This is a genomic window from Kosakonia sp. H02 (assembly GCA_030704225.1).
Classification (GTDB): domain Bacteria; phylum Pseudomonadota; class Gammaproteobacteria; order Enterobacterales; family Enterobacteriaceae; genus Kosakonia.
Window position 1 is genome coordinate 3,161,644 of record CP131915.1, and the last position, 25,036, is coordinate 3,186,679.

Here is a 25,036-nt window from a genome sequence, read left to right on the forward strand (position 1 = left end):
GGTGCAGTGTACGCCGGGGAGCAATAATGACCATGCCATTTAACTGATGGAGTTCGTTAAAAAAACTGGCTTTTCTGCACCTGAATTTTCAGCATTTCCGTGCGTTTATCATCCATTGAAGAGAGCGCCTGCGCGGCTTCCACGCGCTGCTGCGCCAGTAACGCTTTGCGACCCGCGAGCGCTAAACGCGGGCACAATTGCGCCTCACTTTCGCCGCCGGTAAGTTGCCCGCGCAGCGCCGGCAGCGGCAAATCGCTCTGTTTCAACAGGCGCGATAATGCGCCCGTGGCGGCAGAAAGCGGGCGATGGGCGAACGCAAACCCCGCCAGTTCCAGCCAGTCTTCTTCATTAAGGGTAGACGCCTGTACAACCGGTAGCGGCAACTTTTCCGCCTGCCAGTGGTCAAGATACGGTAAATCTCGCGCCAGCCGCTGCTGCTCACGCGCCACCAGCGCACGCCCGGCGTCGGTCAGGGGTAACAGCGCCATGGCGGTGAAACAGCCGCTGCTGGCCTCGCGATGGCTACCCAGGCGCACCAGCCTGAAACCGCAGCGCTGCCAGAAGCGCCATAACACCCGCGTATAGCCAAAGCTGACCGAAAGATAATCGCAGTCAGCATGTTGTGCCTGGGCGATAAGCGCACTGCCAATGCCTTCGCGCTGGCAATGGGGATGCACGGCGATACGGCTGATGCGCCGCCCTCTAAGGGTCGCCGCAAGTGGGCTGCCGCCGTGCGCGGCCAGCGATTGCGCCACCAGGTTACCGCGCGGGCGACGAAAACCCGCCCACACCGCCTGGCTCAGCGCCGGGGCTAACCCCCCCTCTTCCACCAGCCAGAGCGCAGCCACCGCCGTTTGCCCTTTACTCGCCAGCCAGAAATGCTGGCCTGGCGCATCCATCATGCGGCGTAAATCGAGCGGCGAGGTGCGATAGTGGGCGCTCGCCAGCAGGCGATAAAGCGCCGCAGGTAGCGCCGGGGTTTCCTGCCAGGTTCGGGGTTTCAGGGGCTGCATCAAAAGCTCGCCGGTTGGAAAATCGCTGGCGGCGGCATCATCGAGCAATAACAGCTCCGCAATAGCCTTCTCCAGCGGGCAGCCTTTAGCCCAGCGCAATGGTGTATTTAAGGTGCGGTGGCTCAAATCGGGAAAACCCGCGCAGAACTTCAGCAAAAACCCCTGTCCGGTGCCTTCGTAACCCTGCACGGTAGTGGTTAATAACACATGGCTGAAGGCGGCGGCCAGGGTATGCAGCAGCGGGCCGGGAATGGCGGCGGCCTCATCGACAATCAACCAGCCGGGTTGCGCGCCCTGCTCGCTAATCTGTGCCGCCAGCGCATCCGGGGCAATAAAGGTAAAGCGATCGCCCGCGTACGCTTTCAGTACATCGGTGGCGGCGCGTGTCGGGGCAGTGACCACGGCAGGCGCCGCAAGCTGCGCGAGATGCATCCCGGCGAGCGCCGATTTTCCGCGCCCGCGCGGTGCCGTCACCACCATCACGCCAGGCGGCATAATGCGCAGTTGCGCGAGGATTTCAGCCTGCTCGCGTTCTGGCGCGCCGGTGGCGGCATGCCAGCGAGATCGCGGGGCAAAATCAGCAATAAGTAGCGGCTTTTCTTCGCGCCAGACAAGGGTGTCGGCATCCGTCAGCACAGTGCGACAGAAATGTTCAACAAAAACGGGGGTTGGGATTGGCTCGGCGGTGTCACTCCAGCGGCAGCTATCCGCATCCGGCTGTTGCGGCCACGCCGGGAGCGGCGGCGTCAGTAATACCAGCCAGCTTCCGGCTTTTAGCGTACCGCCGAGAGCGGCAAACGCCGCCACGTCAAAACCTGCGCGCGCATCAAACACCGCATGGCTGAATTCGCGCCCCAGCAGCGTGGTCAGGGCGCGCGGCGAACTGTGCAGCGGCCAGTCGTTCTGAGCACCGACCCATAACCAGTCGCCGGGAAGCGTATCGCGAAGCAGAGTGGCCTGCGTTTCGCACCACTCTGGCGTGCCGGAAACCACCAACAGGCGACGGATCCCTTCCTGCGCCATCTGCGCGCTCAGTTTAAGTAACGGTTGCATGTTCGCGGCTTACAGACGCCCGCTAAAGGTATCGCACTGCGCCGGGTTGCCGCTGTCCATTCCGCGTTTAAACCAGCTATAGCGCTGCGCCGATGTGCCGTGGGTAAAGCTGTCCGGGATCACGCGCCCCTGGCTGCGCTGCTGCAAACGGTCATCGCCGATGGCCTGCGCCGCATTCAGCGCCTCTTCCAGATCGCCCTCTTCCAGCACGCCCTGCTGCTCCATGCTGTGGCCCCAGACGCCCGCGTAGCAATCCGCCTGCAATTCAAGGCGAACAGAGAGTTCGTTAACCTGTTTTTCGCTGGCGTTCTGCTGTAACTGCCGGACTTTCGCCTCGGTGCCGAGCAGTTTTTGTACGTGGTGCCCCACTTCATGGGCAATGACGTAGCCCTGGGCAAAATCGCCCCCGGCGCCGAGCTTGTTTTTCATCTCGTCGTAGAAAGAGAGATCGATATAGACCTTGCTGTCCGCCGGGCAGTAAAACGGCCCCATGATCGACTGCCCCATGCCGCAGCCGGTATTGAAATGATTACGGTAGAGCACCAGTTTGGGTTGCTGGTATTGCCGCCCCATCTGCTGGAATAGCTGCGCCCAGGTATCTTCGGTGGAAGCAAAAATCACGCTGGAGAAGCGTGCAGCTTCGTCATCCTGCGGGCTGATGGTCGCTTGTTGTGAAGTGGGTGCGCTGACGGGTTGCCCGGTCAACAGGCCGGTCAGATCAACGCCGTAATAACTTGCCACCACCACAATGACCAGCAGCACCAGGCCACCTTTCCCGCGCGGCAGGCGGAAACCCGACCCACCCATCGATGGCCCACCCGACTCATTGCGCCGGTCTTCTACATTGTTACTTTCTCGTCGCCCTTGCCAGCGCATAACGCCTCCCTATGCCAATGATGGACTCTGTGTATATATGATCGTAGGCGGTTAAGGAAGGATTACCACAGGAAAAAAGGTGCAAAAATCCAGAGGATGCGTCCATCCTCTGGTTGGCAGGCGGCGCTGGAGAGTTAGTCTAACTTCACGCCCAGGCGGTGCGCGACGGCTTCATAGGCTTCAATCAGGCCGCCGAGGCTCTGGCGGAAACGGTCTTTGTCCATTTTATCCAGCGTCTCTTTGTCCCACAGGCGGCTGCCGTCCGGCGAGAATTCATCGCCCAGTACCACTTCACCGTTAAACAGGCCGAACTCGAGTTTGAAGTCGACCAGGATCAGACCGGCATCATCAAACAGTTTTTTCAGCACATCGTTGGCTTTGTAGGTCAGCTCTTTCATGCGCGCCAGGTTCTCTTTGTTGACCCAGCCGAAAGTTTCGCAGTAGGACTCGTTGACCATCGGATCGTGCATGGCGTCGTTTTTCAGGAACATATCGAACAGCGGCGGATTGAGTTCAATACCTTCTTCAATGCCCAGACGTTTAACCAGCGAGCCTGCCGCACGGTTACGGATCACACACTCGACCGGCACCATCTCCAGTTTTTTCACCAGGCATTCGGTGTCAGAAAGCAGCGCTTCCATCTGGGTCGGGATGCCCGCTTCTTCCAGTTTGCTCATAATGAAATGGTTGAATTTGTTGTTCACCATGCCCTTACGGTCGAACTGTTCAATGCGCGCGCCGTCCCCTGCTGACGTATCGTTACGGAATTCGAGCACCAACAGGTCCGGGTTTTCCGTACTGTAGACGGTCTTCGCTTTGCCGCGATACAACTCAGCTTGCTTTTGCATTTTCTTACTCCAGGTATGATTACAAGGCTAATTTCACTATCTTACGGCGACGCACACGTTTGCGTCACCCTAATAAAAAAAGGCCGGAAGCGTTCCGGCCCTGAGATTTATCGGTTAAACGCTGCCTGGAAAGCGGCGACTAACGCGTCGTTCTGCGATTGCGTCAGCGTATGCCCTTTCGGATCGATAAACTGGAGGCTGCTGCGGTTATCTAAATCACCAACCTGCAATTTATAGTCACCGGAAGCCAGACCCGGATCGCGCGCGCCCAGTTCCTGCCAGTTGCTGTCAGAGAGCGGCTTGTAGGTCACAGCCATGCTGCCGGTGGAGCGGGTGCTGTCGGTCACTTTCATGCCCACTTTTTCCAGCACTGTCGGCAGACGCTGCCACACCACGTTAAACGGACCGCGAACCACCAGCATCGGCAGACCGGTATCATCCGCGCCGCTTTGCACGTCCAGCGTCGACACGCTGCGGTTTTCTGCGGCGTTCTGCGCGTCGGTCGCGGTTTTATCCAGACCGGCAGAGATAACGTTCAACATTTCGGTGCTGTAGCGCTGCAATGAAGCGGTATCGGCAACCGGTTTGCCCGCTTGTTCCAGATTGATCAGCTTAACGACGACCGCCTGCTGATAACCCTGCGGTTTCACCGAGATTTGATAACGACCGCGGTACTGCTCGTCTTCATCCAGGCGGTTCCAGTCAACCCAATCGGTCGTCAGGGTTTGCGCGGCATCGTCACGTTTGTCGATGCTGTAATTTTTGCCCTGAAGGATGCTCACCACCTGCGGCCAGAGCGTATTGTTACGCCCATTTTCCACCATCAGCGTGGCGGTATCGCCGGTGAACTGGGTACGCGCACCGGTGACCAGCGCCAGCGGCTGTGCCGGTGGGCGGATATCCAGCGCTTTGCCAACGGCACCGCTGCCATTGGCGACAGGGATGTTGTAATCACCGTTCTGTACCGGCAGGATAAGCCCGGCGGGTGCATGAAGTTCAGCAAGCGGAGCGGCATCCAGATAGGATTCGTCACCGCTAACCTGACGCTTGTAACGTGAATCGGAATTACAGGCGGCGAGCAACATCACAAGTGAAACACCCGCTACCTTCGCCAGGCGCGACTTCTGTACTGAGTAAGCCATCAAATCTCCCTAAACTTTACAGCAGACCGGCATGCTTAAGCGCCGCACGAACCACCTCACGACCGTGGTCGGTTATCGGTGTCATCGGCAAACGCAGCGTATCGGTTGCCACAAGCCCCAACTCCTTACATGCCCATTTGACCGGGATCGGATTGGGTTCGACAAATAGTTTGTTGTGTAACGGCATCAGACGCTGGTTGATCACGCGAGCTTCGGCATAATGCCCATCGGCCGCCAGTTTGCACATATCAGCCATATCGCGCGCCGCCACGTTAGTGGTAACGGAAATCACACCGTGACCGCCGAGCTGCATGAAATCCATTGCAGTGGCATCGTCGCCGCTCAGCAGGATAAAGTCGTCTGAAACCAGCTCTTTGATCTGATGAACACGACTTAAGTTCCCGGTCGCTTCTTTAATACCGACAATATTTTTAATTTTCGCCAGACGACCCACGGTTTCCGGCAGCATATCGCAGCCGGTACGCGACGGCACATTATACAGAATTTGCGGCAGGTCAGTATGTTCGGCGATGGCTCTAAAGTGTTGGAACAACCCTTCCTGCGTCGGACGGTTGTAATACGGGATAACGGTCAGACAGCCAACGATACCGCTGTTGTTGAAACGCTGGGTCAGGCTGATGGCTTCTGCGGTGGCATTGGCACCCGTTCCGGCAATAACAGGAATGCGCCCGTCAGCCAGTTCAACCGTCAACTCCACCACCTCGGCATGTTCGTCGTGGCTAAGGGTTGCGGATTCACCGGTAGTCCCTACCGAAACAATCGCCGACGTTCCATTGGCGACGTGATAATCAATCAGTTTCTTCAGGCTTGACCGGCAGACTTTACCTTGCGAATCCATCGGTGTAATAAGCGCGACAATACTTCCCGTGAACATGGGCCATCCTCTGTGCAAACAAGATTCTCAATGGTACGTGCGGTGCTGTAAGAAAAGCAAGAGACCTGACGGCCTGTGGCGGTTGTATGCCGGTTTTTTTTATGCTTTCCTTATGATTACCTCACGTTTGACAGGAAGCACAGGTTTGACAACCTCATCACAACACTTTTTGGTTATCACTGCGCTGGGGGCCGACCGGCCTGGCATTGTGAACGCGATCACACGCCATGTCAGTAGCTGCGACTGTAATATCGAAGACAGTCGCCTGGCTATGCTGGGAGAAGAGTTCACGTTTATCATGCTGCTTTCCGGGTCCTGGAACGCCATTACGCTGATTGAATCCACGCTGCCACTGAAAGGTGCCGAGCTGGATTTGTTGATTGTGATGAAGCGCACCGATGCCCGACCACGTCCTGATATGCCCGCCACCGTTTGGGTGCAGGTTGAGGTCCCCGACTCACCGCATTTAATTGAACGCTTTACGGCACTATTTGACGCTCACCAGATGAATATCGCCGAGTTAGTGTCCCGCACGCAGCCTGCCAGCGCCTCTGACGTCCCGCAATTGTTTATCCAGATAACGGCGCACAGCCCCGCCTCGCAGGACGCGTCAAATATTGAGCAGGCGTTTCGGGCACTCTGTACAGAATTGAATGCGCAAGGCAGTATAAACGTCGTCAACTATTCTCAGCATGATGAACAGGATGGAGTTTAAGTAATGAATCCACTGAAAGCCGGTGATATCGCACCGAAATTTAGCTTGCCCGATCAAGACGGTGAACAAGTAAATTTGGCCGACTTCCAGGGACAGCGTGTTCTGGTCTATTTCTACCCGAAAGCCATGACACCGGGTTGTACCGTTCAGGCCTGCGGCCTGCGCGATAACATGGATGAGTTAAAGAAAGCAGGCGTGGAAGTTCTCGGTATCAGCACTGACAAACCCGAAAAACTCTCCCGTTTTGCCGAAAAAGAGCTCCTCAACTTTACCCTGCTGTCCGATGAAAACCACGAAGTCTGCGAGCAGTTTGGCGTCTGGGGTGAAAAGTCCTTTATGGGCAAAACCTACGACGGCATCCATCGCATAAGCTTCCTGGTGGATGCCGATGGCAAAGTCGAACATGTGTTTGATGATTTCAAAACCAGCAACCACCACGACATCGTGGTTAACTGGCTGAAAGCGAACGCCTGATTCGCCCTCCATCTTCTGAGGGCAGCCCGTCCGGGTTCGCCCTTTGCTTCCGCCTGCGTTATTTGATCTCCATCACACTTTCTCCCACACGCTCGACACTTGTGCCGACGGGCTATTTTTCACACGCCTATAAACATCACTTTTGTTCACCCCATTTTTCACCATCAATTCAACCTATTGAAATTTAACGCTTACTAAAATTGGCACACCTTGTGCTTAGGCAGGCCCAACGTTTTGCCTTTAGATCAAGGAGCCGTCATGAACCGCTTTGTGATTGCCGATCCCGAGTGGTGTATAGGATGCAATACCTGTCTTGCTGCCTGTTCGGACGTACATAAAACCCAGGGGTTGCAACATCATCCCCGGCTTACGCTTGTGCGCACGCCGAACAAAACCGCGCCGATCCTGTGCCGTCACTGCGACGACGCGCCCTGCAAGCAAGTTTGCCCGGTCAATGCCATTTCTTTTCAGGAAGATACGGTATATCTCAACGAAACCCTGTGCATTGGCTGCAAGCTGTGCGGGCTGGTGTGCCCGTTTGGCGCCATTACTCCGTCCGGCAGTCGGCCGCTGAATATTCCCGCCCGCTACGAACACTTTATCCCGGAAGAGCAACTGCGCGATGTGCCCGGCAGCGCGCCCGGCGATCACCCATTTTTACGCTGGAACGCCGGGGTGCAGGCCATCGCGGTGAAATGCGATCTCTGCCACTTCCTGCCAGAAGGCCCTTCCTGCGTGCGGGCGTGCCCGACCAATGCGCTGCACCTGGTCACCGACGCGGCAATGCATAAACAGTTAAAAGCCCGCCGCGAACTGGCGGCGCTCAGTTCAACGGAGATGACCTTCCCGTCCGTTTCACCTTCGCCGGAGCAACGCTAATGGATGCCCTGCAATTATTACTTTGGTCAATCGCGCTGTACGTTGCCGGTAGCGTGGCGTCGCTGCTGCTCGCCCACAAGCCAATAATGGCGATTAACATCGCCGGTCTGTCGGCAACGCTCGGCGGCATATTGGGCGTGATTAGCGCACTTACGGCGCTGAACGCGGGCCAAGTGCTGATTTGGCAAGCCGCTGGCCCGTTTGATTTCGCCCATTTCGTGGTGCGCATGGACAGCCTGAGCGCCTTTATGCTGCTGGTGATTTCGCTACTGGTCACGCTGTGCGGGCTTTATTCCCTCGCCTACGCGCGGGAATATCTCAGCAAAGGGCCCGGCGCAATGGGCTTTTTTATGAACCTGTTTATCGCCTCGATGGCAGGCCTGGTGGTGATGGACAACGCTTTCTGGTTCATCGTGCTGTTTGAAATGATGTCCCTCGCCTCGTGGTTCCTGGTGATAACGGACCAGGATGACGAATCGATCCGCGCCGGGATGCTCTACTTCTTTATCGCCCACGCCGGATCGGTGTTGATCATGGTGGCGTTCTTCCTGATGTGGCGGCAAAGCGGCAGCCTCGATTTCGCCAGCTTCCGCACCCTGTCGCTTGCGCCCGGCACGGCCTCGGCAGTGTTCCTGCTGGCCTTTTTTGGTTTCGGCGCGAAAGCCGGGATGCTGCCGCTGCACAGTTGGCTACCGCGCGCGCACCCGGCCGCGCCGTCGCACGCCTCGGCATTAATGTCTGGCGTGATGGTGAAAATCGGCATCTTCGGCATCATCAAAGTCGGCATCGATTTGCTCGGCCATAGCGGCATTCCGCTGTGGTGGGGCGTGGTGGTGCTGGCGTTCGGTGCCGTCTCCTCGGTGCTCGGCGTGCTGTACGCGCTGGCAGAGCACGATATCAAACGCCTGCTGGCGTGGCACACGGTAGAGAACATCGGCATCATTTTGATGGGCGTTGGCGTCGGCATGGCCGGAATTGCGCTGCACCAGCCGGTGATTGCTGCCGTCGGCCTGCTCGGCGCACTGTTTCACCTGCTCAATCACGCGCTGTTTAAAGGCCTGCTGTTTCTCGGTGCCGGGGCGATTATCTACCGCCTGCACACCCGGGATATGGAAAAAATGGGCGCGCTCGGCAAACGGATGCCGTGGACGGCGGGCGCATTTTTAGTGGGCTGCCTGGCAATTTCCGCCATGCCACCGCTGAATGGCTTTATCAGCGAGTGGTACACCTACCAGTCGTTATTTTCTCTTACACGCATCGACGCGATTATCCCGCGCCTTGCCGGGCCGGTTGCCATTGTGATGCTGGCGATCACCGGTGCGCTGGCGGCGATGTGTTTTGTCAAAGTTTACGGCGTCAGTTTTTGCGGCAATGCGCGCAGTGAAAAAGCCGACCAGGCGCGGGAAGTGCCGTGGCCGATGGTGGCCGCGATGTGCGCCCTGGCGCTGCTGTGTGTACTGGCGGGCGTCGGTGCCAGCGCTATTGCGCCCCATCTGATGCAGATCGCCCTCTCCTTAACGCCGCCCACGACACTTGCCGTCACCCAGGGCGCAACGCTGATTCCTGGCGATGCGCAGCAAGCGCTGCTTACCCCGTCCACCGTGTTCTTGTTGTTGCTGGTGTTGCCGCTACTGCCCGGCCTGTTCTGGTACTTCACGCGCCAGAGCCGGGGCGCGTTTCGTCGCAGCGGCGAAGCCTGGGCCTGCGGTTATGCGTGGGAAAAAGGCATGGCACCGTCGGCAGGCAGCTTTACCCAGCCGCTGCGCGTGATGTTTGGCCCACTGTATCGGCTACGTCAACAACTTGATCCCACAGCATCGCTACAACGCAGCCTTGGCGGTATTACGCAGGCGGCAACGCGGACCGAACCGTTCTGGGATGAGCGCATTATTCGCCCGTTGGTAAGCGCCACGCAGCGCACTGCCCGCGTGGTTCAGGCTCTGCAAAGCGGGGATTTCCGGCTCTATTGCCTGTATGTGATTGCCGCGCTGGTGGTCCTGCTGCTGACGATTGCGCTATGAGGAGGGAATAACCATGTTCGAACAGACTTCTGCGTGGTCGCTTGGGCTGTTTGCCCTCTGCCAGGCAATGCTGCTGCTGGCACTCACCCCGCTGTTTACCGGCATCTCCAGGCAAATCCGCGCCCGCATGCACTCGCGGCGCGGGCCGGGGATTTGGCAGGATTATCGCGACTTACAAAAGCTGCTGAAACGCCAGGCGGTCGCGCCCGCGTCGTCCGGGCTGATGTTTCGCGCCATGCCGTGGGTGCTGCTGAGCAGCATGTTGCTGGTGGCGATGACGCTGCCGCTGTTTATCCGCACCTCGCCGTTTACCGGCGCGGGCGATCTGATCACCCTGATTTATCTCTTCGCCCTGTTTCGTTTCTTCTTTGCCCTTTCCGGGCTGGATACCGGCAGCCCCTTTTCCGGGCTTGGCGCCAGCCGCGAATTAACGCTGGGGATCCTGGTTGAGCCGATGCTGATCCTCTCGCTGCTGGTGCTGGCTCTGCTGGCGGGTTCCACCAATATCAGCGCCATCAGCAACACACTCTCCGCTGGCTGGATTTCGCCGGTGGCAACGCTGCTGGCGTTGCTGGCCTGCGGTTTCGCCTGTTTTATCGAGATGGGCAAAGTCCCGTTTGATGTGGCAGAAGCCGAGCAGGAGTTGCAGGAAGGCCCGCTGACAGAATATTCCGGCGCGGGTTTGGCGCTGGTGAAATGGGGGGTTGGCCTGAAGCAGGTGGTGATGGCCTCGCTGTTTCTGGCGCTGTTCTTCCCCTTTGGCAACGCCGCCACGCTCACGCCTGGCGCAATGGCGCTGTCGCTCATTATCACTCTGCTCAAGCTGCTGGTGGTGTTTGCGCTGGCATCGCTGGTGGAAAACTCGTTGGCGCGCGGGCGTTTTTTACTGACGCACCACCTGACCTGGCTCGGCTTTAGTCTGGCTGCGCTGTCGTATGTTCTCTGGCTAACCGGTTTGTAAGGAGCACTGGCACATTATGGAAACTCTTGCTCTGACGACGCTGCTGCTGCCCTTTATTGGCGCGCTGGTCGTCTCCCTCACTCCCCGGCGAACCGCCCCGCAGCTTGCCACGCTGTTTGCCCTGCTGGCAACGGTGGCAACGGCGTCGCTGGCGTTCAGCTTTTACACCGCCGGGCGCGAAACAGTGGATATCCCGCTGCTGGCGGCAGGCCAGGTGGCGCTGTTCGGTATGCTGGTGGACAGCATCAGTACGCTGATCCTGTTTGTGGTGGTGTTTCTTGGCCTGCTGGTGGTCTTTTACTCCACCGGTTATCTGACCCGCGCGAACCGCGAACATCCCCATGACGGCAGCAACCGCTACTACGCTTTTATGCTGATTTTTATCGGCGCAATGTCCGGGCTGGTGCTCTCTTCCACGCTGCTCGGGCAACTGCTGTTTTTCGAAATCACCGGCGGCTGTTCGTGGGCGCTGATTAGCTACTACCAGAGCGAAAAATCCCAGCGTTCCGCAATGAAAGCGCTGCTTATCACCCATGTCGGTTCGCTGGGTTTGTATCTGGCAGCAGCGACCTTGTTCCTCAATACCGGCACGTTTGCGCTCAGCGCCATCAGCCAGTTGCAGGGCACAGCGACGTATCTGGTCTATGGCGGCATTCTGTTTGCCGCATGGGGCAAATCGGCGCAGTTGCCGTTACAGGCCTGGCTGCCGGATGCGATGGAAGCGCCCACGCCAGTGAGTGCGTACTTACACGCCGCCTCAATGGTGAAAGTGGGGGTGTATATTTTCGCCCGGTCGATTGCCGCAGGCGGTGACGTGCCACACGTGATTGGCTGGGTCGGCGTGACGATGGCAACGCTGACGCTGGTGTACGGTTTTTTGATGTACCTGCCGCAAAAAGACATGAAACGGCTGCTGGCGTGGTCGACCATCTCGCAACTGGCGTGGATTTTCCTTGCGCTGTCGCTCTCCATCTTCGGCTCGCCGCTCGCCTTCAAAGCCGGGATTGTTTACATCTTCAACCACGCGTTTGCCAAAAGTCTGTTCTTCCTCGTGGCGGGCGCGCTCAGCTACAGCTGCGGCACCCGCATGCTGCCGCGCCTGCGCGGGGTAATGCGCACCCTGCCGCTGGCGGGGATCGGCTTTTGTGTCGCTGCGCTTGCCATCACCGGCGTACCGCCGTTTAACGGCTTCTTCAGCAAATTCCCGCTGTTCGCCGCCGGGTTTGCGCTTACCAACCACTACCCGATTTTGCTGGCGGTGATGATTCTGGCGCTGGTGGAGTCCGTCGCCAGCTTCGGCTGGTTTATCTACTGGTTCGGGCGCGTGGTGCCGGGTGAGCCGAGCGAAGAGGTAGCCAACGCCGCGCCGCTGCCTTATGCGATGAAACTGGTGCTGGTCATTCTTGTTGTGATGTCGCTGTGCTCAAGCGTGATTGCTGCGGCGTGGCTTGGATAAGGAATCGATGATGACGGGAACCTTGATCGTTAACAATCTGGCGGGGCTGATGATGTTCACCTCGCTGCTGGTCACCTGCGCCAGACGCTACTCCGTCTCCTGCTGGTTGTACGCCCTACAATCGCTGGTGCTGGTTTCTATTTTCTTCACCCTGTCGCAGTTGCTGGAGGCTGAACAACTGCTGATGTGGTCGTTCAGCGCCTTCTTTACCAAGGTGCTGCTGGTGCCGCTGATTATGGGTTATGCGTTTCGCAAAATGGCCCCGGACGGTGCAGGCGAACGGCTGTTCGGCCCGGCGACACTGGTGCTGATGGCAGCGGGCATTGTGCTGCTGTGCTGGTTTGTGGTGCGCCCGGTGCAGTTGCCGATGGTCTCGCAACTCAAACCGGCGCTTGCCGTCGCGCTCGGGCACTTCCTGCTCGGGCTGCTGTGCATCATCAGCCAGCGTAATATTTTGCGCCAGGTGTTCGGCTACTGCCTGATGGAGAACGGCTCGCATCTGGTGCTGGCGCTGCTGGCCTGGCGCGCGCCAGAGCTGGTGGAGATAGGCATTGCCACCGACGCCATTTTTGCGGTGATTGTGATGGTGCTGCTGGCGCGAAAAATCTGGCGCACCCACGGCACGCTGGACGTTAACAACCTGACGGCGCTGAAGGGGTAACACCATGAGTCATGCATTGATGTTTACGTTGTTACTGCTGACGCCGCTGGTGGTCTCGGTGCTGTGTTTCGCCTGCCGCCTGCGCGGCAACGCGGCGCGCGGGCTGGTGACCGTCGTGCATACGATTGGCATTACGCTGCTGCTGGTTATCGCCCTGTGGACGGTGACCGACGCGGTGCGCGAAGGGGAAATCTTCGCCGCAGGCCGCTGGCTACACATTGATAGCCTGAGCGGTCTGTTTCTGTCGCTGCTGGGGATTATCGGTTTTCTCACCGGGCTTTATTCGATTGGCTATATGCGCCATGAAGTGGATCACGGCGAAATCAGCGTGCCGACGCTCTGTTACTACTATGGTTTCTTCCACCTGTTCCTTTTCACCATGCTGTTGGTGGTGACCAGTAATAACCTGATTGTGATGTGGGCAGCGATTGAAGCCACCACATTGAGTTCGGCGTTTCTGGTGGGCATCTACGGCCAGCGCTCATCGCTGGAAGCGGCCTGGAAGTACATCATCATTTGTACCGTGGGCGTCGCCTTTGGCCTGTTCGGCACGGTGCTGGTCTACGCCAACGCCGCCAGCTTTATGGCTGAGCCAGACCACGCCATTTTCTGGACCGAAGTGCTGAAAGAGAGCAGCAAACTCGACCCGACGCTGATGGTGCTGGCGTTTGTCTTTGTGCTGATTGGCTTTGGCACCAAAACCGGGCTGTTTCCGATGCACGCCTGGCTGCCGGATGCGCACAGCGAAGCGCCCAGCCCGGTCAGCGCCTTGCTTTCAGCGGTGCTGCTCAACTGCGCCCTGCTGGTGTTGATTCGCTACTACATCATTATTTGTCACGCCATTGGCGACACCTTCCCGAACCGGCTGCTGCTGATTTTTGGCCTGCTGTCCGTCGGCGTGGCGGCGTTCTTTATTCTGGTGCAACAGGATATGAAACGGCTGCTGGCCTACTCCAGCGTGGAAAACATGGGGCTGGTGGCCGTAGCCCTCGGTATTGGCGGCCCGCTCGGCATTCTGGCGGCGCTGCTGCATACGCTCAATCACAGCCTCGCGAAAACCCTGCTGTTTTGCGGCTCCGGCAACGTGCTGCTCAAGTACGGCACCCGCAATATTGATGTGGTATGCGGCATGTTGAAAGTGATGCCGTTTACCGCCGTGCTGCTCGGCGGCGGCGCATTAGCCCTTGGCGGTATGCCGCCGTTCAATATCTTTCTCAGTGAATTTATGACCGTCACCGCCGGGCTGGCGGCGGAGCATCTCGCCGTTACGCTGTTGTTATTGTTGCTGCTGACGCTGGTGCTCGGCGGGCTGGTGCGCATGGTGGCGAAAGTGCTGTTTGCCGCCCCGCCGCAACAGGTTGCCCGCGGTGAATTAGGCTGGCTCACCACCGCACCGATGGTGATTTTACTGGTGATGATGCTGGTGATGGGCACGCATATTCCGCAGCCGGTCAGCCGCTTGCTGGCGGGCGCGTCAAGCATTGTGCTCGCGGGCAATGATGAACACCCCACCCAGATGAGCTGGTTGTGGGCCTCTTTTGAAACCACCGCCGCTTCGGCTGCGCCATCGCATGAGCAGGGAGAGTTAAAGTGAGTTATTTAGCCAGCGTCAATCTCCAGCAACCTCGCGGCATCGCCGCGCTTGCTGCGCTCAGAAAACAGTTTCCCGGTGCGGTGCTGGATGAGGAGCGGCAAACCTTCGAGCAGGTCACCATTACGGTGAAACTCAATCTGTTGCCAGATGTTGTCCACTATCTCTATTACCAGCATGACGGCTGGCTGCCGGTGCTGTTTGGCAATGACGAACGCACGCTCAACGGCCATTACGCGGTCTATTACGCGCTGTCGATGGAAGGCGCAGAAAAGTGCTGGATCGTGGTAAAAGCGCTGGTCGATGCTGACACGCGCGAGTTCCCGTCTGTAACGCCGCGCGTACCGGCGGCGGTATGGGGCGAACGTGAGATCCGCGATATGTACGGGCTTATCCCGGTCGGCTTGCCGGATCAACGCCGGCTGGTGTTGCCGGACGACTGGCCGGACGATCTGCATCCGCTGCGTAAAGACACCATGGATTACCGCCTGCGCCCGGAGCCGACCAGCGATACAGAGAACTACTCGTTCATTAACGATGGCGGCAGTTCCGCGCGCATTGTGCCCATCGGCCCGCTGCATATCACCTCTGACGAACCGGGGCATTTCCGCCTGTTTGTCGACGGCGAACGGATTGTCGATGCCGATTACCGCCTGTTTTATGTCCACCGCGGCATGGAAAAACTCGCGGAAACGCGCATGGGCTATAACGAAGTCACTTTCCTGTCGGATCGCGTCTGCGGCATTTGCGGTTTTGCCCACAGCGTCGCCTACACCACCTCGGTGGAAAACGCGCTGGGCATTGTGGTGCCGCAGCGGGCGCACACCATTCGCTCGGTGCTGCTGGAAGTGGAGCGGCTGCACAGCCATCTGCTGAACATTGGACTTTCCAGCCACTTTGTCGGCTTCGATACCGGCTTTATGCAGTTTTTCCGCATCCGTGAAAAATCGATGACCATGGCTGAATTGCTCACCGGCTCGCGCAAAACCTACGGCCTCAATCTGATTGGCGGCATTCGCCGCGACATCCTGAAAGAACAACGCGTGAAAACCATTCAACTGGTGAAAGAGATGCGCGCCGAGGTGTCGCAACTGGTGGAGATGCTGCTCTCCACGCCGAATATGGCGCAGCGCACGCAGGGGGTGGGCATTCTTGACCGCCAAATCGCGCGGGATTACAGCCCGGTGGGGCCACTGATTCGTGGCAGTGGTTTCGCCCGCGATTTGCGCTTCGATCACCCCTACGCCGATTACGGCAATCTACCGAAAACCCTCTTCACCTGGCCGGATGGCGATGTCTTCTCTCGCGTGATGGTGCGGGTGAAAGAGGTGTTCGACTCGCTGGCGATGATTGAATTTGCCCTTGATAACCTGCCAGATACGCCGCTGCTGACGGAAGGGTTTCGCTACCAGCCGCATAAATTCGCCCTCGGCTATGTCGAAGCGCCGCGCGGGGAGGATGTGCACTGGAGCATGCTGGGCGATAACCAGAAGCTCTATCGCTGGCGCTGCCGGGCGGCGACCTACGCTAACTGGCCGGTGCTGCGCTATATGTTGCGCGGCAATACCGTTTCCGATGCGCCGCTGATTATCGGCAGCCTTGATCCCTGTTACTCCTGTACCGACCGCGTGACGCTGGTGGATGTGCGCAAACGTAAATCGACGACCGTGCCCTACAAAGAGATCGAACGTTACGGCATTGAACGTCGCCATTCGCCGCTGAAGTAAGGAGAGAAACGATGCTGAAATTGTTGAAAACCATCCTCAGAGCGGGCGAACCCACGGTGAAATACCCCTTCGCACCGCTGGAGGTGTGCCCGGGGTTTCGCGGCAAACCGGAACTCGATCCGTTGCAGTGCATTGCCTGCGGAGCCTGTACCAACGCCTGTCCGGCGAATGCGCTGACGATGGAAACCGATGCGGCAACCAATAGCCGCGTCTGGCAGTTGTTTATTGGCCGCTGCATTTACTGCGGGCGCTGCGAAGAAGTGTGTCCGACGCGGGCCATTCACCTGTCGGAGGAGTTTGAACTGGCGGTGACCCACAAAGCGGATCTCTATGTGCGGGCGACTTTCCGTTTACAGCACTGCCGCGAGTGCGGCGTGGCTTTTGCCGCCGAAAAATCCATTGCGCTGGCGGTGGAACTGCTGGCCTTAAACCAGAGCGCCCCCGAACAGCGTGAGAACCTGCGCGCGCAAGCCTGCCTCTGCCCGGCCTGTCGCCGCCGTGCGGCGCTGGAGCACCGGGGCAGCGATAACGTTCATTACTATCTTGAGGAGCGAGCCTGAGTATGGAATCGAAAGTGCTTAGCCAGCATGTCAGCCAGCCGGTGCAGCTTGACGACGCGGCGCAAAACATCAAACAACGGCTGCTGCGCGATATCCAGCGCTCCGCCTATGTCTACCGCGTGGATTGCGGCGGCTGTAACGGCTGTGAAATTGAGATTTTCGCCGCCATTACGCCGCTGTTTGATGCCGAACGGTTCGGTATCAAAGTGGTCGCGTCGCCGCGCCATGCTGACATTTTGCTCTTTACCGGCGCGGTGACCCGCGCGATGCGTATGCCCGCCCTGCGTGCCTGGGAGTCGGCTCCCGATCATAAAATCGCCATCTCTTATGGCGCCTGTGGCGTCGGCGGCGGCATTTTCCACGATCTCTACTGCGTGTGGGGCGGCAGCGACACCATTGTGCCGATTGATGTCTGGATCCCCGGCTGCCCGCCAACGCCTGCGGCCACCATTCACGGTTTTGCCGTGGCGCTTGGGCTGCTGGAGCAAAAACTGCACGCCGTTGACCACCAGCAAGCGGTTAATGAAACCGCCAGCGTGCGCTGGCCTGCCTTACCGCTGGCACTGCGCGTCACCCTTGAACGGCAGGCGCGACAACTGGCGGGTTATCGCCAGGGGCGCGAAATCACCGACCAGTTATTTGCCCTGCTCACCGAAGGCGAGGCCAGCCAGCGCATGCAGCGCGTCGATGCCTGGCTGCAACAGGCGGCAGACCCGCGTCTGACGGCGATTGTGCAGCAATTAATGGGCGAACTGGAGCGCAGCCATGTCTGAAAACGAGGGGAAAGTGATGTTCTGGACCCTGCGGCAAAAGTTTGTCGATGACAGCGTCGAGCTGGAAGAGAAAAGCCGCCAGGTGATGTATTACTCGCTGGCGATTGGTCATCACGTGGGGGTGATCGATTGCCTCAACGTGGCGCTGGAATGCCCGCTTGCCCAGTATCAGCACTGGCTGACCTTGATCGACGAACCCGAAGCCCGGCGCAAAATGCAGGGGCTATTAACCTTCGGCGAAATTGTCATTGATGCCAGCCATATCAACACGCTGGCACCGGCGTTTGCGCGCTTATCCGCCACAGCGGCAGAACCCTGGCGGGGCTGGAGCCGCCAGCTATTGCAGCATGTGCAGGATATGGCCCATGAACCGGCACTCTACTTAATGGTGCGGTTATTACGTTAAGCCATTTATCAGGCAAATACAGGGGTATGTTCTTATACGTGAAGCACATAACACTACCAAAAAGAGGGATATTGTACTCTTCACCTTCACATCGAAGGATGACGGGTAAATCTGGAAGGGTGGCGTATCCATGATCTTACAAAATAATTTTCAGGCTTCACTGCTTCGGGCATTTATCCCCCTTCCGCCACCTTTCAGCCCTGTCCAGTTTATTGAATTACGCCTCAACAACGGCCACTTCTGGCGCTGCTTCGACGATGGCAGCGTGGCGCAAGGCGATGAGGAATATCCTGCGCCTGGCAGCGACAGTTCCCGGCATATGGTGCTGCTCAATAGCGGCGAGATGGCGGAGCTGCGGTTTGTGCGCACCGACAACGGCACCTTCAGCGAGAAAGATAATGCCCTGTTTGCCTGGCTGGCGCGGCTGGCGGCGCAGGCGCTGGAAGGCGATGCCGCTCGCGAAGCGTTGAGCCAGTCCGTGGACGTGCTGCGTGAAGAGCGCGATCACCATCGGGTGCTGGTGGATATCACCAACTCGGTGCTGTCGCATCTCGATCTCGACGAGCTGATAGCCGATGTCTCGCGGGAAATTCACCGCTTTTTCGGCATTGATAATATTCGCTTCGTGCTGCGCGATACCTTGCACGCGCGACAGCTTATTTGCCACACCACCCACTTTCCCAGTTGCCCGCCAGAGACGGAACGTTTCCCGCTGCGCAGCGACAGCCCGTTGCTGTTGGCGGCGCTGAACGAGAACCACAGCGCACTGCTGCAACAGGCAGACGATGAAGCGTTGTGGCACAGCGATCCGGTGTTGCAACAACTGGCGATGCAGGAGCTGAACACGGTGTTTATTCTGCCGCTGGCCTACAGCCGCCAGTCCACCGGCGTGTTGCTGCTGGCGCACCGCGACAACACCATTTTCAACGAGCAAAACTGTCGACTGTTACAGCAAATCGCCGACAGAATTGGCATCGCCGTCGATAATGCCGATGCCTGGCGCAACGTCATTGAGATGAAAGAGAGCCTGCGCAGCGAAAACCGCACGCTGAACGAACAGATCACCTCCAACCAGACCTTCGGCGACATTATTTACCAGAGCGATGCCATGCGCGATGTGCTTCAGCAGGTGAATATTGTTGCCCTCAGCGACAGCACGGTGCTGATCCTCGGGGAAACCGGCACCGGCAAAGAGATCATCGCCCGCGCCCTCCACCAAATGAGCCCGCGCAAAGACAAACCGCTGGTGAAAATTAACTGCGCCGCGATCCCTGCAAGCCTGCTGGAGAGCGAGCTATTTGGTCACGACAAAGGGGCGTTTACCGGGGCTATTAATACCCACCGAGGGCGCTTTGAAATGGCCGACGAAGGGACGCTGTTTCTTGATGAAATTGGCGATATGCCCATTGAACTGCAACCGAAACTGCTGCGCGTATTGCAGGAGCGGGAGATCGAGCGCATCGGCGGCACGAAAACCATTCCGGTGAATGTGCGGGTGATTGCCGCTACCAACCGCGACCTGCGCCAGATGGTGATCGACCGCGAATTTCGCAACGATCTCTTTTATCGCCTGAACGTCTTTCCGTTGGTACTGCCGCCGCTGCGCGAGCGCCCGGAAGATATTCCGTTGCTGGCGCGTTATTTCACGAAAAAGCTGGCGCGCCGCCTGAATCGCACCATCGATACCATTCCCGCTGAGACGCTTCACCAACTGATGCGCTATGAGTGGCCGGGCAACGTGCGCGAACTGGAAAACGTGATTGAACGCGCGGTGCTGCTGTCGCGGGATAACACGCTGCATCTGCATCTTCATGCCCAGCCGGTCAGCATGGTGCAACCGGTCACCCACGATCCCTTTCCGTTTACGCTGCCAAAAGTGGTGGAAATGATGCACCCCGAACCGCCGGAAAATGATGAAGAGGAGCGCCAGCGCATCATTCAGGTGCTGCGTGAAACCAACGGCATTGTCGCCGGGACGCGCGGCGCAGCGGCGAAACTGGGGATGAAGCGCACCACGCTGTTGTCACGGATGCAGCGCCTCGGGATTGCGGTGCGCGAAGTCCTGTAATTATGTGAACCACCTAACGCTCTGCGCGTTGTTGCTGGTATGCCCTATGCATATGACGGCGGGTAAGGATAAGGCTTTGGCTCTATCCGACTCGCTTATGGCATATCAGGAGGATCCTATGGATTTCGGCAACGCGTTTGACCTGCGACTTCCGGCAGAAATGGCAAAAGTCGCCGAGCAGTCAGGCTTATATAAAGTCAGTAAAAAGAAAGAGCTGTCGTTTTTTCTTGCGGTAACGGCAGGCGTTTTTATCTCGATTGCGTTTGTGTTTTATATCACCGTGACCGCAGGCCCTGCCCCGGCAACGGCGCTGGCAAAACTGGCGGGCGGTGTCTGCTTTTCTCTCGGCCTGATTCTGGTGGTGGTGTGCGGCGCGGATCTCTTTACCTCCACGGTATTAACGGTGATGGCGAAAGCCAGCGGGCTGATTAGCTGGCGGCAGTTGATCGTCAACTGGCTGATTGTCTATCTCGGTAACCTGGTTGGGGCGCTCTTTTTCGTCGCGCTGATTTGGTTTGCCGGCCAGGCGATGAGCAGCAACGGCTTGTGGGGGCTGAACGTGCTGCAAACCGCCGATCACAAAATGCATCACACCTTTATTGAAGCGGTGTGCCTCGGCACGCTGTGCAATTTAATGGTCTGCCTGGCGGTGTGGATGAGTTATTCCGGCCATACGCTGACCGATAAAATCATGGCGATGCTGTTGCCGATCGGCATGTTTGTCGCCAGCGGGTTTGAGCACAGTATCGCCAATATGTTTTTGCTGCCGCTGGCGGTGATTATTCGCGACTTCGCTCCACAAAGTTTCTGGACGGCGGTGCACACCTCGCCGGAGAACTTCCCGGCGCTGACCTTCAGCAATATGATCACCGCCAACCTGATCCCGGTGACTATCGGTAATATTATTGGCGGCGGCTTACTGGTGGGCGTGACGTACTGGATTATCTACCTGCGCAATACCCCCAACGGGCATTGACAGACGCACCGGGCGACACAATTTTTGCCGCCCGGTGGCGTTACTCTTCGACAATCGGCGGGGAATCCGGCCAGGCGTGGATCACCGCCTGAATCAGCGTGGCAAGCGGGATGGCGAAAAACACGCCCCAGAAACCCCACAGTCCGCCAAAGATAACCACCGAGAGGATAATCACCAGCGGATGCAGGTTGACCGCTTCAGAGAACAGCACCGGCACCAGCAGGTTGCCATCCAGCCCCTGAATAATCAGATAGACCGCGAAGCAGCTCCAGAACTCTGTTCCCAGCCCGAACTGGAACAGCGCCACGCCGATAACCGGAATGGTCACCACAAACGCGCCGATGTAGGGAATCAATACCGAGAAGCCCACCAGCACCGCCAGCAGCAGCGAATAGTTGAGGCCAAAGAGGATAAACCCAATCCATGTCGCAACGCCGACAACAATCATCTCCAGCACTTTGCCGCGAATATAGTTGGTGATTTGCTGGTTCATCTCCTTCCACACCTGGCCTGCAAGGCCGCGATTGCGCGGCAGCACGCGGCGCACGGCGTTGAGCATCTGCTCTTTATCTTTCACAAGGAAGAAGACCATCAGCGGAACCAGTACCAGATAGACCGCCAGCGTCAGCAGCCCGACCAGCGAGGCGAGCGAATACTTCACCACCGAGTCGCCCATGGTCAGCATGCGCGAGCGCATGTTTTCCGCCATCGCATCAATAATGCCAGCGTCCATCAATGCCGGGTAACGGCGCGGCAGCGTGGCGGCAAAATCCGACAGTTTGTTTAACATGCCGGGCATATCGCGGATCAGGTAAATGCCCTGCTGCCAGGCGATGGGCATCACCACAAAGGCCATCACCAGCAGGATGCCGACGAACAGCACCAGCACCATGCTCGCCGCCCAGGTTCGGGAACAGCCGATGCGTTGCAGGCGGGCCGTGGGCCACTCAAGGAGATAAGCGATAACCAGCGCGACCAGTAACGGTGCGAGAAGGCCGCTAAAAAAGAAGAGAATACAGAAACCCGCAAGCAGGATGACCAGCAGCGCAATCGCCTCCGGGTCGCTGAAGCGACGGCGATACCACTGCATCAACATTTCGAGCATAACGTTCCTTACTGAGCCTCACAGGCTGGGCTTAAGAGTGGGAAGTGTATCGAAATGTCACAAAAAAGACTTCGCTTTTCGTCGTCTTTCCGGGAAACATAACATTCCGGTGAATGGGATGTTCAATGAATAAGAAGGCGGCTACACTCTCAGGGCTGGAAAACCGGAATGCAGCCCAGCAAACCCGGCTATCGGTGTGTCACGTCCAATACAGGAAAGAGGTTATGTTCAGGCAGTTGAAACGAACGCTGGTCGCAACCCTTATTGCTGCGCTTTGTGCGGGCCAGGTTGCCCCGGCTTTTGCGGATTCGGCAGACAGCCTGCCGGATATGGGAACCTCGGCAGGAAGCACGCTCTCCATCGCCCAGGAGATGCAGATGGGCGACTATTATGTTCGCCAGCTTCGCGGCAGCGCACCGTTGATTAACGATCCGCTGCTGGTGCAATACATTAATTCACTCGGCATGCGGCTGGTCTCCCATGCGTATTCGGTGAAAACCCCTTTCCACTTCTATCTTGTCAATAATGACGAAATCAACGCTTTCGCCTTTTTTGGCGGCAACGTGGTGCTGCACTCGGCGCTTTTCCGCTATACGGATAACGAGAGTCAGCTCGCCTCGGTAATGGCCCATGAAATCTCTCACGTTACTCAGCGCCATCTGGCGCGGGCAATGGAAGATCAAAAAAGCAGTGCGCCGCTGACCTGGGCCGGGGCGCTGGGGTCTATTTTGCTGGCGATGGCTAGCCCGCAGGCGGGGATGGCGGCGCTGACCGGCACGCTGGCGGGCACGCGGCAAGGGATGATCAGCTTCACCCAGCAGAACGAGCAGGAAGCGGATCGCATCGGCATTCAGGTGCTGCAACGTTCCGGTTTTGATCCGCAGGCGATGCCCACTTTCCTCGAAAAACTGCTCGATCAGTCGCGCTACTCCAGTCGCCCGCCGGAAATTTTGCTCACTCACCCGTTGCCAGAAAGCCGTCTGTCAGATGCGCGCAACCGCGCCAACCAGATGCCCCCGATTGTCGTCCAGTCCTCCGAAGAGTTTTACATGGCGAAAGCCCGCACGCTGGGGATGTACAACTCCGGGCGTAACCAGTTAACGGATGACTTGCTCGATAGCTGGGCGAAAGGCAATGTTCGCGAGCAGCGCGCAGCGCAATATGGCCGCGCGTTGCAGGCAATGGACGCGAAAAAGTTTGCCGAAGCGCAAAAGCTGTTGCAGCCGCTGCTGAGCAATGATGCGAATAACGCCTGGTATCTTGACCTGGCGACGGATATTGATTTGGGGCTGAATAAAAGTGGCGATGCGATTAAACGCCTGAATGCCGCCAGCGGGCTGAAGACGAATCCGGTGCTGCAACTTAACCTCGCGAATGCCTATCTCGAAGGCGGCCAGCCTGCGCAAGCGGCGCAGATCCTCAATCGCTATACCTTCAGCAATAAAGATGATGTTAACGGCTGGGATTTGCTGGCGCAGGCCGAAGCCGCGCTGGGCAATCGCGATCAGGAGCTTGCGGCGCGCGCCGAAGGCCAGGCGCTGACAGGAAAGCTGGACCAGGCGATTACGCTACTGAGTAGCGCCAGCTCGCAGGTGAAACTCGGGAGCCTGCAACAAGCGCGTTATGATGCGCGCATTGATCAGTTGCGCCAGATGCAGCAGCGTTTCCGCCCGTACGAGAAGATGTAATTTAAGGAGAGAAGATGTCAGACGCGGTAAAAATCTACCATAACCCTCGCTGCTCTAAGAGCCGCGATACCCTGAGCCTGCTGAAAGCCAACGGCATTGAGCCGGAGATTGTGCTCTATCTGGACACGCCGCCGGATGCGGCAACCATCAAACAGCTTATGCAGATGCTGGGTATGTCCAGCGCGCGGGAATTGATGCGCACCAAAGAGGAGCTGTATAAATCCCTGAACCTCGCCGACAGCCATTTGACAGAAGCGGAACTGGTGCAGGCGCTGGTGGAGAATCCAAAATTGATTGAACGCCCGATTGTGGTCGCCAACGGCCAGGCGCGAATCGGTCGCCCGCCGGAAAAAGTGTTGGAAATAATGGGGTAAGTTTGATCGTAGGCCGGATAAAGCGAAACGCCGCCATCCGGCATGCGTTATAGCGTGAGAATGTCTTTCACAAACGGGATGGTGAGCTTGCGCTGGGCGGTAATCGAGGCGCGATCAAGCTGATCCAGAGTATCAAACAGGGTGCGCATTTCGCGATCCAGACGTTTAAGCAGAAAACGTCCGACATCTTCCGGCAGTTCAAAACCCCGAATGCGCGCACGCAGTTGCAACGCCAGAAGTTTGTCTTCGTCCGACAACGGTTGCAGCTTGTAGATTTGCCCCCAGTCGAGGCGCGACGCGAGATCCGGCAAGCCCAGATTCAACTGGCGCGGCGGCCGGTCACCGGTTATCAGTAAGCGGGTTTTCCCCTGCTCCAGAATGCGGTTATAGAGATCGAAAATCGCCATTTCCCACGGCTCATCACCGGCAATGCATTCGATGTTATCGATACAGACCAGCGAGAGTTGCTCCATGCCATCCAGCACTTCCGGCACAAACCAGGTGCGCTTATCCAGCGGCACATAGCCCACGGCATCACCGCGCTGAGAGAGTTCGGCACAGGCGGCATGCAGCAAATGACTGCGACCCGCGCCTTCACGCGACCAGAAATAGATATAGCCACTGTGCGACTGGCGTAACACATTTTGCAGCGCCGCCAGTAAAGAGGGGTTATCACCCGGCCAGAAACTCGCGAAGGTTTCATCATCGGGTAAATATAATGGCAGGGAGAGCTGTGCCGGCGTGTTCAGACGTACCTCAACAGGGCTTACAAAA

At 57.9% G+C, this 25,036-nt stretch carries 23 protein-coding genes; 16 read left to right on the forward strand and 7 right to left on the reverse strand.

Annotation, left to right across the window (positions count from 1 at the left end; all coding sequences use genetic code 11):
- Positions 1-56: 56 nt before the first annotated feature.
- The 5 genes from Q5705_14820 to dapA all read right to left on the reverse strand — a co-directional run bounded on the left by Q5705_14820 (position 57) and on the right by dapA (position 5,827).
- Positions 57-2,066, reverse strand: coding sequence for a GNAT family N-acetyltransferase (locus Q5705_14820; GenBank protein WLI75853.1), 2,010 nt, complete (start codon positions 2,064-2,066; stop codon positions 57-59).
- Between the two features lie 9 nt (positions 2,067-2,075).
- Positions 2,076-2,942 (reverse strand): neutral zinc metallopeptidase, encoded by an 867-nt coding sequence (locus Q5705_14825; protein WLI75854.1) that lies wholly within the window; start codon positions 2,940-2,942, stop codon positions 2,076-2,078.
- Positions 2,943-3,076: 134 nt separating this feature from the next.
- Positions 3,077-3,790, reverse strand: a complete 714-nt coding sequence (locus Q5705_14830) for a phosphoribosylaminoimidazolesuccinocarboxamide synthase (protein ID WLI75855.1) — start codon at positions 3,788-3,790, stop codon at positions 3,077-3,079.
- Between the two features lie 107 nt (positions 3,791-3,897).
- Positions 3,898-4,932, reverse strand: a complete 1,035-nt coding sequence (gene bamC / locus Q5705_14835; GenBank protein WLI75856.1) for an outer membrane protein assembly factor BamC — start codon at positions 4,930-4,932, stop codon at positions 3,898-3,900.
- A gap of 16 nt (positions 4,933-4,948) precedes the next feature.
- Positions 4,949-5,827, reverse strand: a complete 879-nt coding sequence (dapA, locus tag Q5705_14840) for a 4-hydroxy-tetrahydrodipicolinate synthase (protein WLI75857.1) — start codon at positions 5,825-5,827, stop codon at positions 4,949-4,951.
- Positions 5,828-5,972: 145 nt separating this feature from the next.
- Between dapA and Q5705_14845 the strand changes: the two genes are divergently transcribed.
- The 14 genes from Q5705_14845 (at position 5,973) to focA (ending at position 21,095) form a co-directional block, all read left to right on the forward strand.
- A complete protein-coding gene (locus tag Q5705_14845; protein WLI75858.1) occupies positions 5,973-6,542 on the forward strand; it encodes a glycine cleavage system transcriptional repressor in 570 nt (189 codons plus the stop codon).
- Positions 6,543-6,545: 3 nt separating this feature from the next.
- Entirely contained in the window at positions 6,546-7,016 is a 471-nt protein-coding gene (gene bcp, locus Q5705_14850; protein WLI75859.1) for a thioredoxin-dependent thiol peroxidase, read from the forward strand.
- Positions 7,017-7,274: 258 nt separating this feature from the next.
- Positions 7,275-7,895 (forward strand): 4Fe-4S dicluster domain-containing protein, encoded by a 621-nt coding sequence (locus tag Q5705_14855; protein WLI75860.1) that lies wholly within the window; start codon positions 7,275-7,277, stop codon positions 7,893-7,895.
- Entirely contained in the window at positions 7,895-9,916 is a 2,022-nt protein-coding gene (gene hyfB / locus Q5705_14860; protein WLI75861.1) for a hydrogenase 4 subunit B, read from the forward strand. The genes Q5705_14855 and hyfB overlap by 1 nt, the downstream gene beginning before the upstream one ends.
- A gap of 13 nt (positions 9,917-9,929) precedes the next feature.
- Positions 9,930-10,877: a respiratory chain complex I subunit 1 family protein gene (locus tag Q5705_14865; protein WLI75862.1), complete on the forward strand. Its 948-nt coding sequence runs from the start codon at positions 9,930-9,932 to the stop codon at positions 10,875-10,877.
- 16 nt (positions 10,878-10,893) lie between these two features.
- Positions 10,894-12,333 (forward strand): hydrogenase 4 subunit D, encoded by a 1,440-nt coding sequence (locus Q5705_14870; protein WLI75863.1) that lies wholly within the window; start codon positions 10,894-10,896, stop codon positions 12,331-12,333.
- Between the two features lie 10 nt (positions 12,334-12,343).
- Positions 12,344-12,994, forward strand: a complete 651-nt coding sequence (hyfE, locus tag Q5705_14875) for a hydrogenase 4 membrane subunit (protein WLI75864.1) — start codon at positions 12,344-12,346, stop codon at positions 12,992-12,994.
- A gap of 4 nt (positions 12,995-12,998) precedes the next feature.
- On the forward strand, positions 12,999-14,588 hold the full coding sequence (gene hyfF, locus Q5705_14880) for a hydrogenase 4 subunit F (GenBank protein ID WLI75865.1): 1,590 nt from the start codon (positions 12,999-13,001) through the stop codon (positions 14,586-14,588).
- Positions 14,585-16,312: a hydrogenase large subunit gene (locus Q5705_14885; GenBank protein WLI75866.1), complete on the forward strand. Its 1,728-nt coding sequence runs from the start codon at positions 14,585-14,587 to the stop codon at positions 16,310-16,312. The genes hyfF and Q5705_14885 overlap by 4 nt, the downstream gene beginning before the upstream one ends.
- A gap of 11 nt (positions 16,313-16,323) precedes the next feature.
- Positions 16,324-16,872, forward strand: coding sequence for a hydrogenase 4 subunit H (hyfH, locus tag Q5705_14890; GenBank protein ID WLI75867.1), 549 nt, complete (start codon positions 16,324-16,326; stop codon positions 16,870-16,872).
- Between the two features lie 2 nt (positions 16,873-16,874).
- On the forward strand, positions 16,875-17,645 hold the full coding sequence (locus tag Q5705_14895; GenBank protein WLI75868.1) for an NADH-quinone oxidoreductase subunit B family protein: 771 nt from the start codon (positions 16,875-16,877) through the stop codon (positions 17,643-17,645).
- The gene (locus Q5705_14900) at positions 17,638-18,051 is read left to right on the forward strand and encodes a formate hydrogenlyase maturation HycH family protein (GenBank protein ID WLI75869.1); all 414 of its coding nucleotides are present in this window, start codon (positions 17,638-17,640) and stop codon (positions 18,049-18,051) included. The genes Q5705_14895 and Q5705_14900 overlap by 8 nt, the downstream gene beginning before the upstream one ends.
- Positions 18,052-18,181: 130 nt before the next feature.
- Entirely contained in the window at positions 18,182-20,119 is a 1,938-nt protein-coding gene (locus Q5705_14905) for a sigma 54-interacting transcriptional regulator (protein WLI75870.1), read from the forward strand.
- A gap of 118 nt (positions 20,120-20,237) precedes the next feature.
- Positions 20,238-21,095 carry a formate transporter FocA gene (gene focA, locus Q5705_14910; protein WLI75871.1) on the forward strand — a complete coding sequence of 286 codons (858 nt, stop codon included), beginning with the start codon at positions 20,238-20,240 and terminating at the stop codon, positions 21,093-21,095.
- A 40-nt stretch (positions 21,096-21,135) separates the two neighbouring features.
- Here focA and Q5705_14915 read toward each other — a convergent pair whose 3' ends face one another.
- Positions 21,136-22,200, reverse strand: a complete 1,065-nt coding sequence (locus Q5705_14915; protein ID WLI75872.1) for an AI-2E family transporter — start codon at positions 22,198-22,200, stop codon at positions 21,136-21,138.
- A 224-nt stretch (positions 22,201-22,424) separates the two neighbouring features.
- Here Q5705_14915 and bepA point away from each other — a divergent pair, with 224 nt between their 5' ends.
- Positions 22,425-23,888 carry a beta-barrel assembly-enhancing protease gene (gene bepA / locus Q5705_14920; protein WLI75873.1) on the forward strand — a complete coding sequence of 488 codons (1,464 nt, stop codon included), beginning with the start codon at positions 22,425-22,427 and terminating at the stop codon, positions 23,886-23,888.
- Between the two features lie 14 nt (positions 23,889-23,902).
- Positions 23,903-24,262 carry an arsenate reductase (glutaredoxin) gene (gene arsC / locus Q5705_14925; protein WLI75874.1) on the forward strand — a complete coding sequence of 120 codons (360 nt, stop codon included), beginning with the start codon at positions 23,903-23,905 and terminating at the stop codon, positions 24,260-24,262.
- Positions 24,263-24,309: 47 nt separating this feature from the next.
- On the opposite strand, the gene Q5705_14930 is transcribed toward arsC, so the two are convergent.
- Positions 24,310-25,011, reverse strand: coding sequence for a DnaA inactivator Hda (locus tag Q5705_14930; GenBank protein WLI79038.1), 702 nt, complete (start codon positions 25,009-25,011; stop codon positions 24,310-24,312).
- Positions 25,012-25,036: the final 25 nt, after the last annotated feature.

Coding starts and splice junctions, on each gene's coding strand:
- Q5705_14820 (WLI75853.1), bottom strand. CDS start 2,066: ATGCAACCGTTACTTAAACTGAGCGCGCAGATGGCGCAGGAAGGGATC.
- Q5705_14825 (WLI75854.1), bottom strand. CDS start 2,942: ATGCGCTGGCAAGGGCGACGAGAAAGTAACAATGTAGAAGACCGGCGC.
- Q5705_14830 (WLI75855.1), bottom strand. CDS start 3,790: ATGCAAAAGCAAGCTGAGTTGTATCGCGGCAAAGCGAAGACCGTCTAC.
- bamC (WLI75856.1), bottom strand. CDS start 4,932: ATGGCTTACTCAGTACAGAAGTCGCGCCTGGCGAAGGTAGCGGGTGTT.
- dapA (WLI75857.1), bottom strand. CDS start 5,827: ATGTTCACGGGAAGTATTGTCGCGCTTATTACACCGATGGATTCGCAA.
- bcp (WLI75859.1), top strand. CDS start 6,546: ATGAATCCACTGAAAGCCGGTGATATCGCACCGAAATTTAGCTTGCCC.
- Q5705_14855 (WLI75860.1), top strand. CDS start 7,275: ATGAACCGCTTTGTGATTGCCGATCCCGAGTGGTGTATAGGATGCAAT.
- hyfB (WLI75861.1), top strand. CDS start 7,895: ATGGATGCCCTGCAATTATTACTTTGGTCAATCGCGCTGTACGTTGCC.
- Q5705_14865 (WLI75862.1), top strand. CDS start 9,930: ATGTTCGAACAGACTTCTGCGTGGTCGCTTGGGCTGTTTGCCCTCTGC.
- Q5705_14870 (WLI75863.1), top strand. CDS start 10,894: ATGGAAACTCTTGCTCTGACGACGCTGCTGCTGCCCTTTATTGGCGCG.
- hyfE (WLI75864.1), top strand. CDS start 12,344: ATGACGGGAACCTTGATCGTTAACAATCTGGCGGGGCTGATGATGTTC.
- hyfF (WLI75865.1), top strand. CDS start 12,999: ATGAGTCATGCATTGATGTTTACGTTGTTACTGCTGACGCCGCTGGTG.
- hyfH (WLI75867.1), top strand. CDS start 16,324: ATGCTGAAATTGTTGAAAACCATCCTCAGAGCGGGCGAACCCACGGTG.
- Q5705_14895 (WLI75868.1), top strand. CDS start 16,875: ATGGAATCGAAAGTGCTTAGCCAGCATGTCAGCCAGCCGGTGCAGCTT.
- Q5705_14900 (WLI75869.1), top strand. CDS start 17,638: ATGTCTGAAAACGAGGGGAAAGTGATGTTCTGGACCCTGCGGCAAAAG.
- Q5705_14905 (WLI75870.1), top strand. CDS start 18,182: ATGATCTTACAAAATAATTTTCAGGCTTCACTGCTTCGGGCATTTATC.
- focA (WLI75871.1), top strand. CDS start 20,238: ATGGATTTCGGCAACGCGTTTGACCTGCGACTTCCGGCAGAAATGGCA.
- Q5705_14915 (WLI75872.1), bottom strand. CDS start 22,200: ATGCTCGAAATGTTGATGCAGTGGTATCGCCGTCGCTTCAGCGACCCG.
- bepA (WLI75873.1), top strand. CDS start 22,425: ATGTTCAGGCAGTTGAAACGAACGCTGGTCGCAACCCTTATTGCTGCG.
- arsC (WLI75874.1), top strand. CDS start 23,903: ATGTCAGACGCGGTAAAAATCTACCATAACCCTCGCTGCTCTAAGAGC.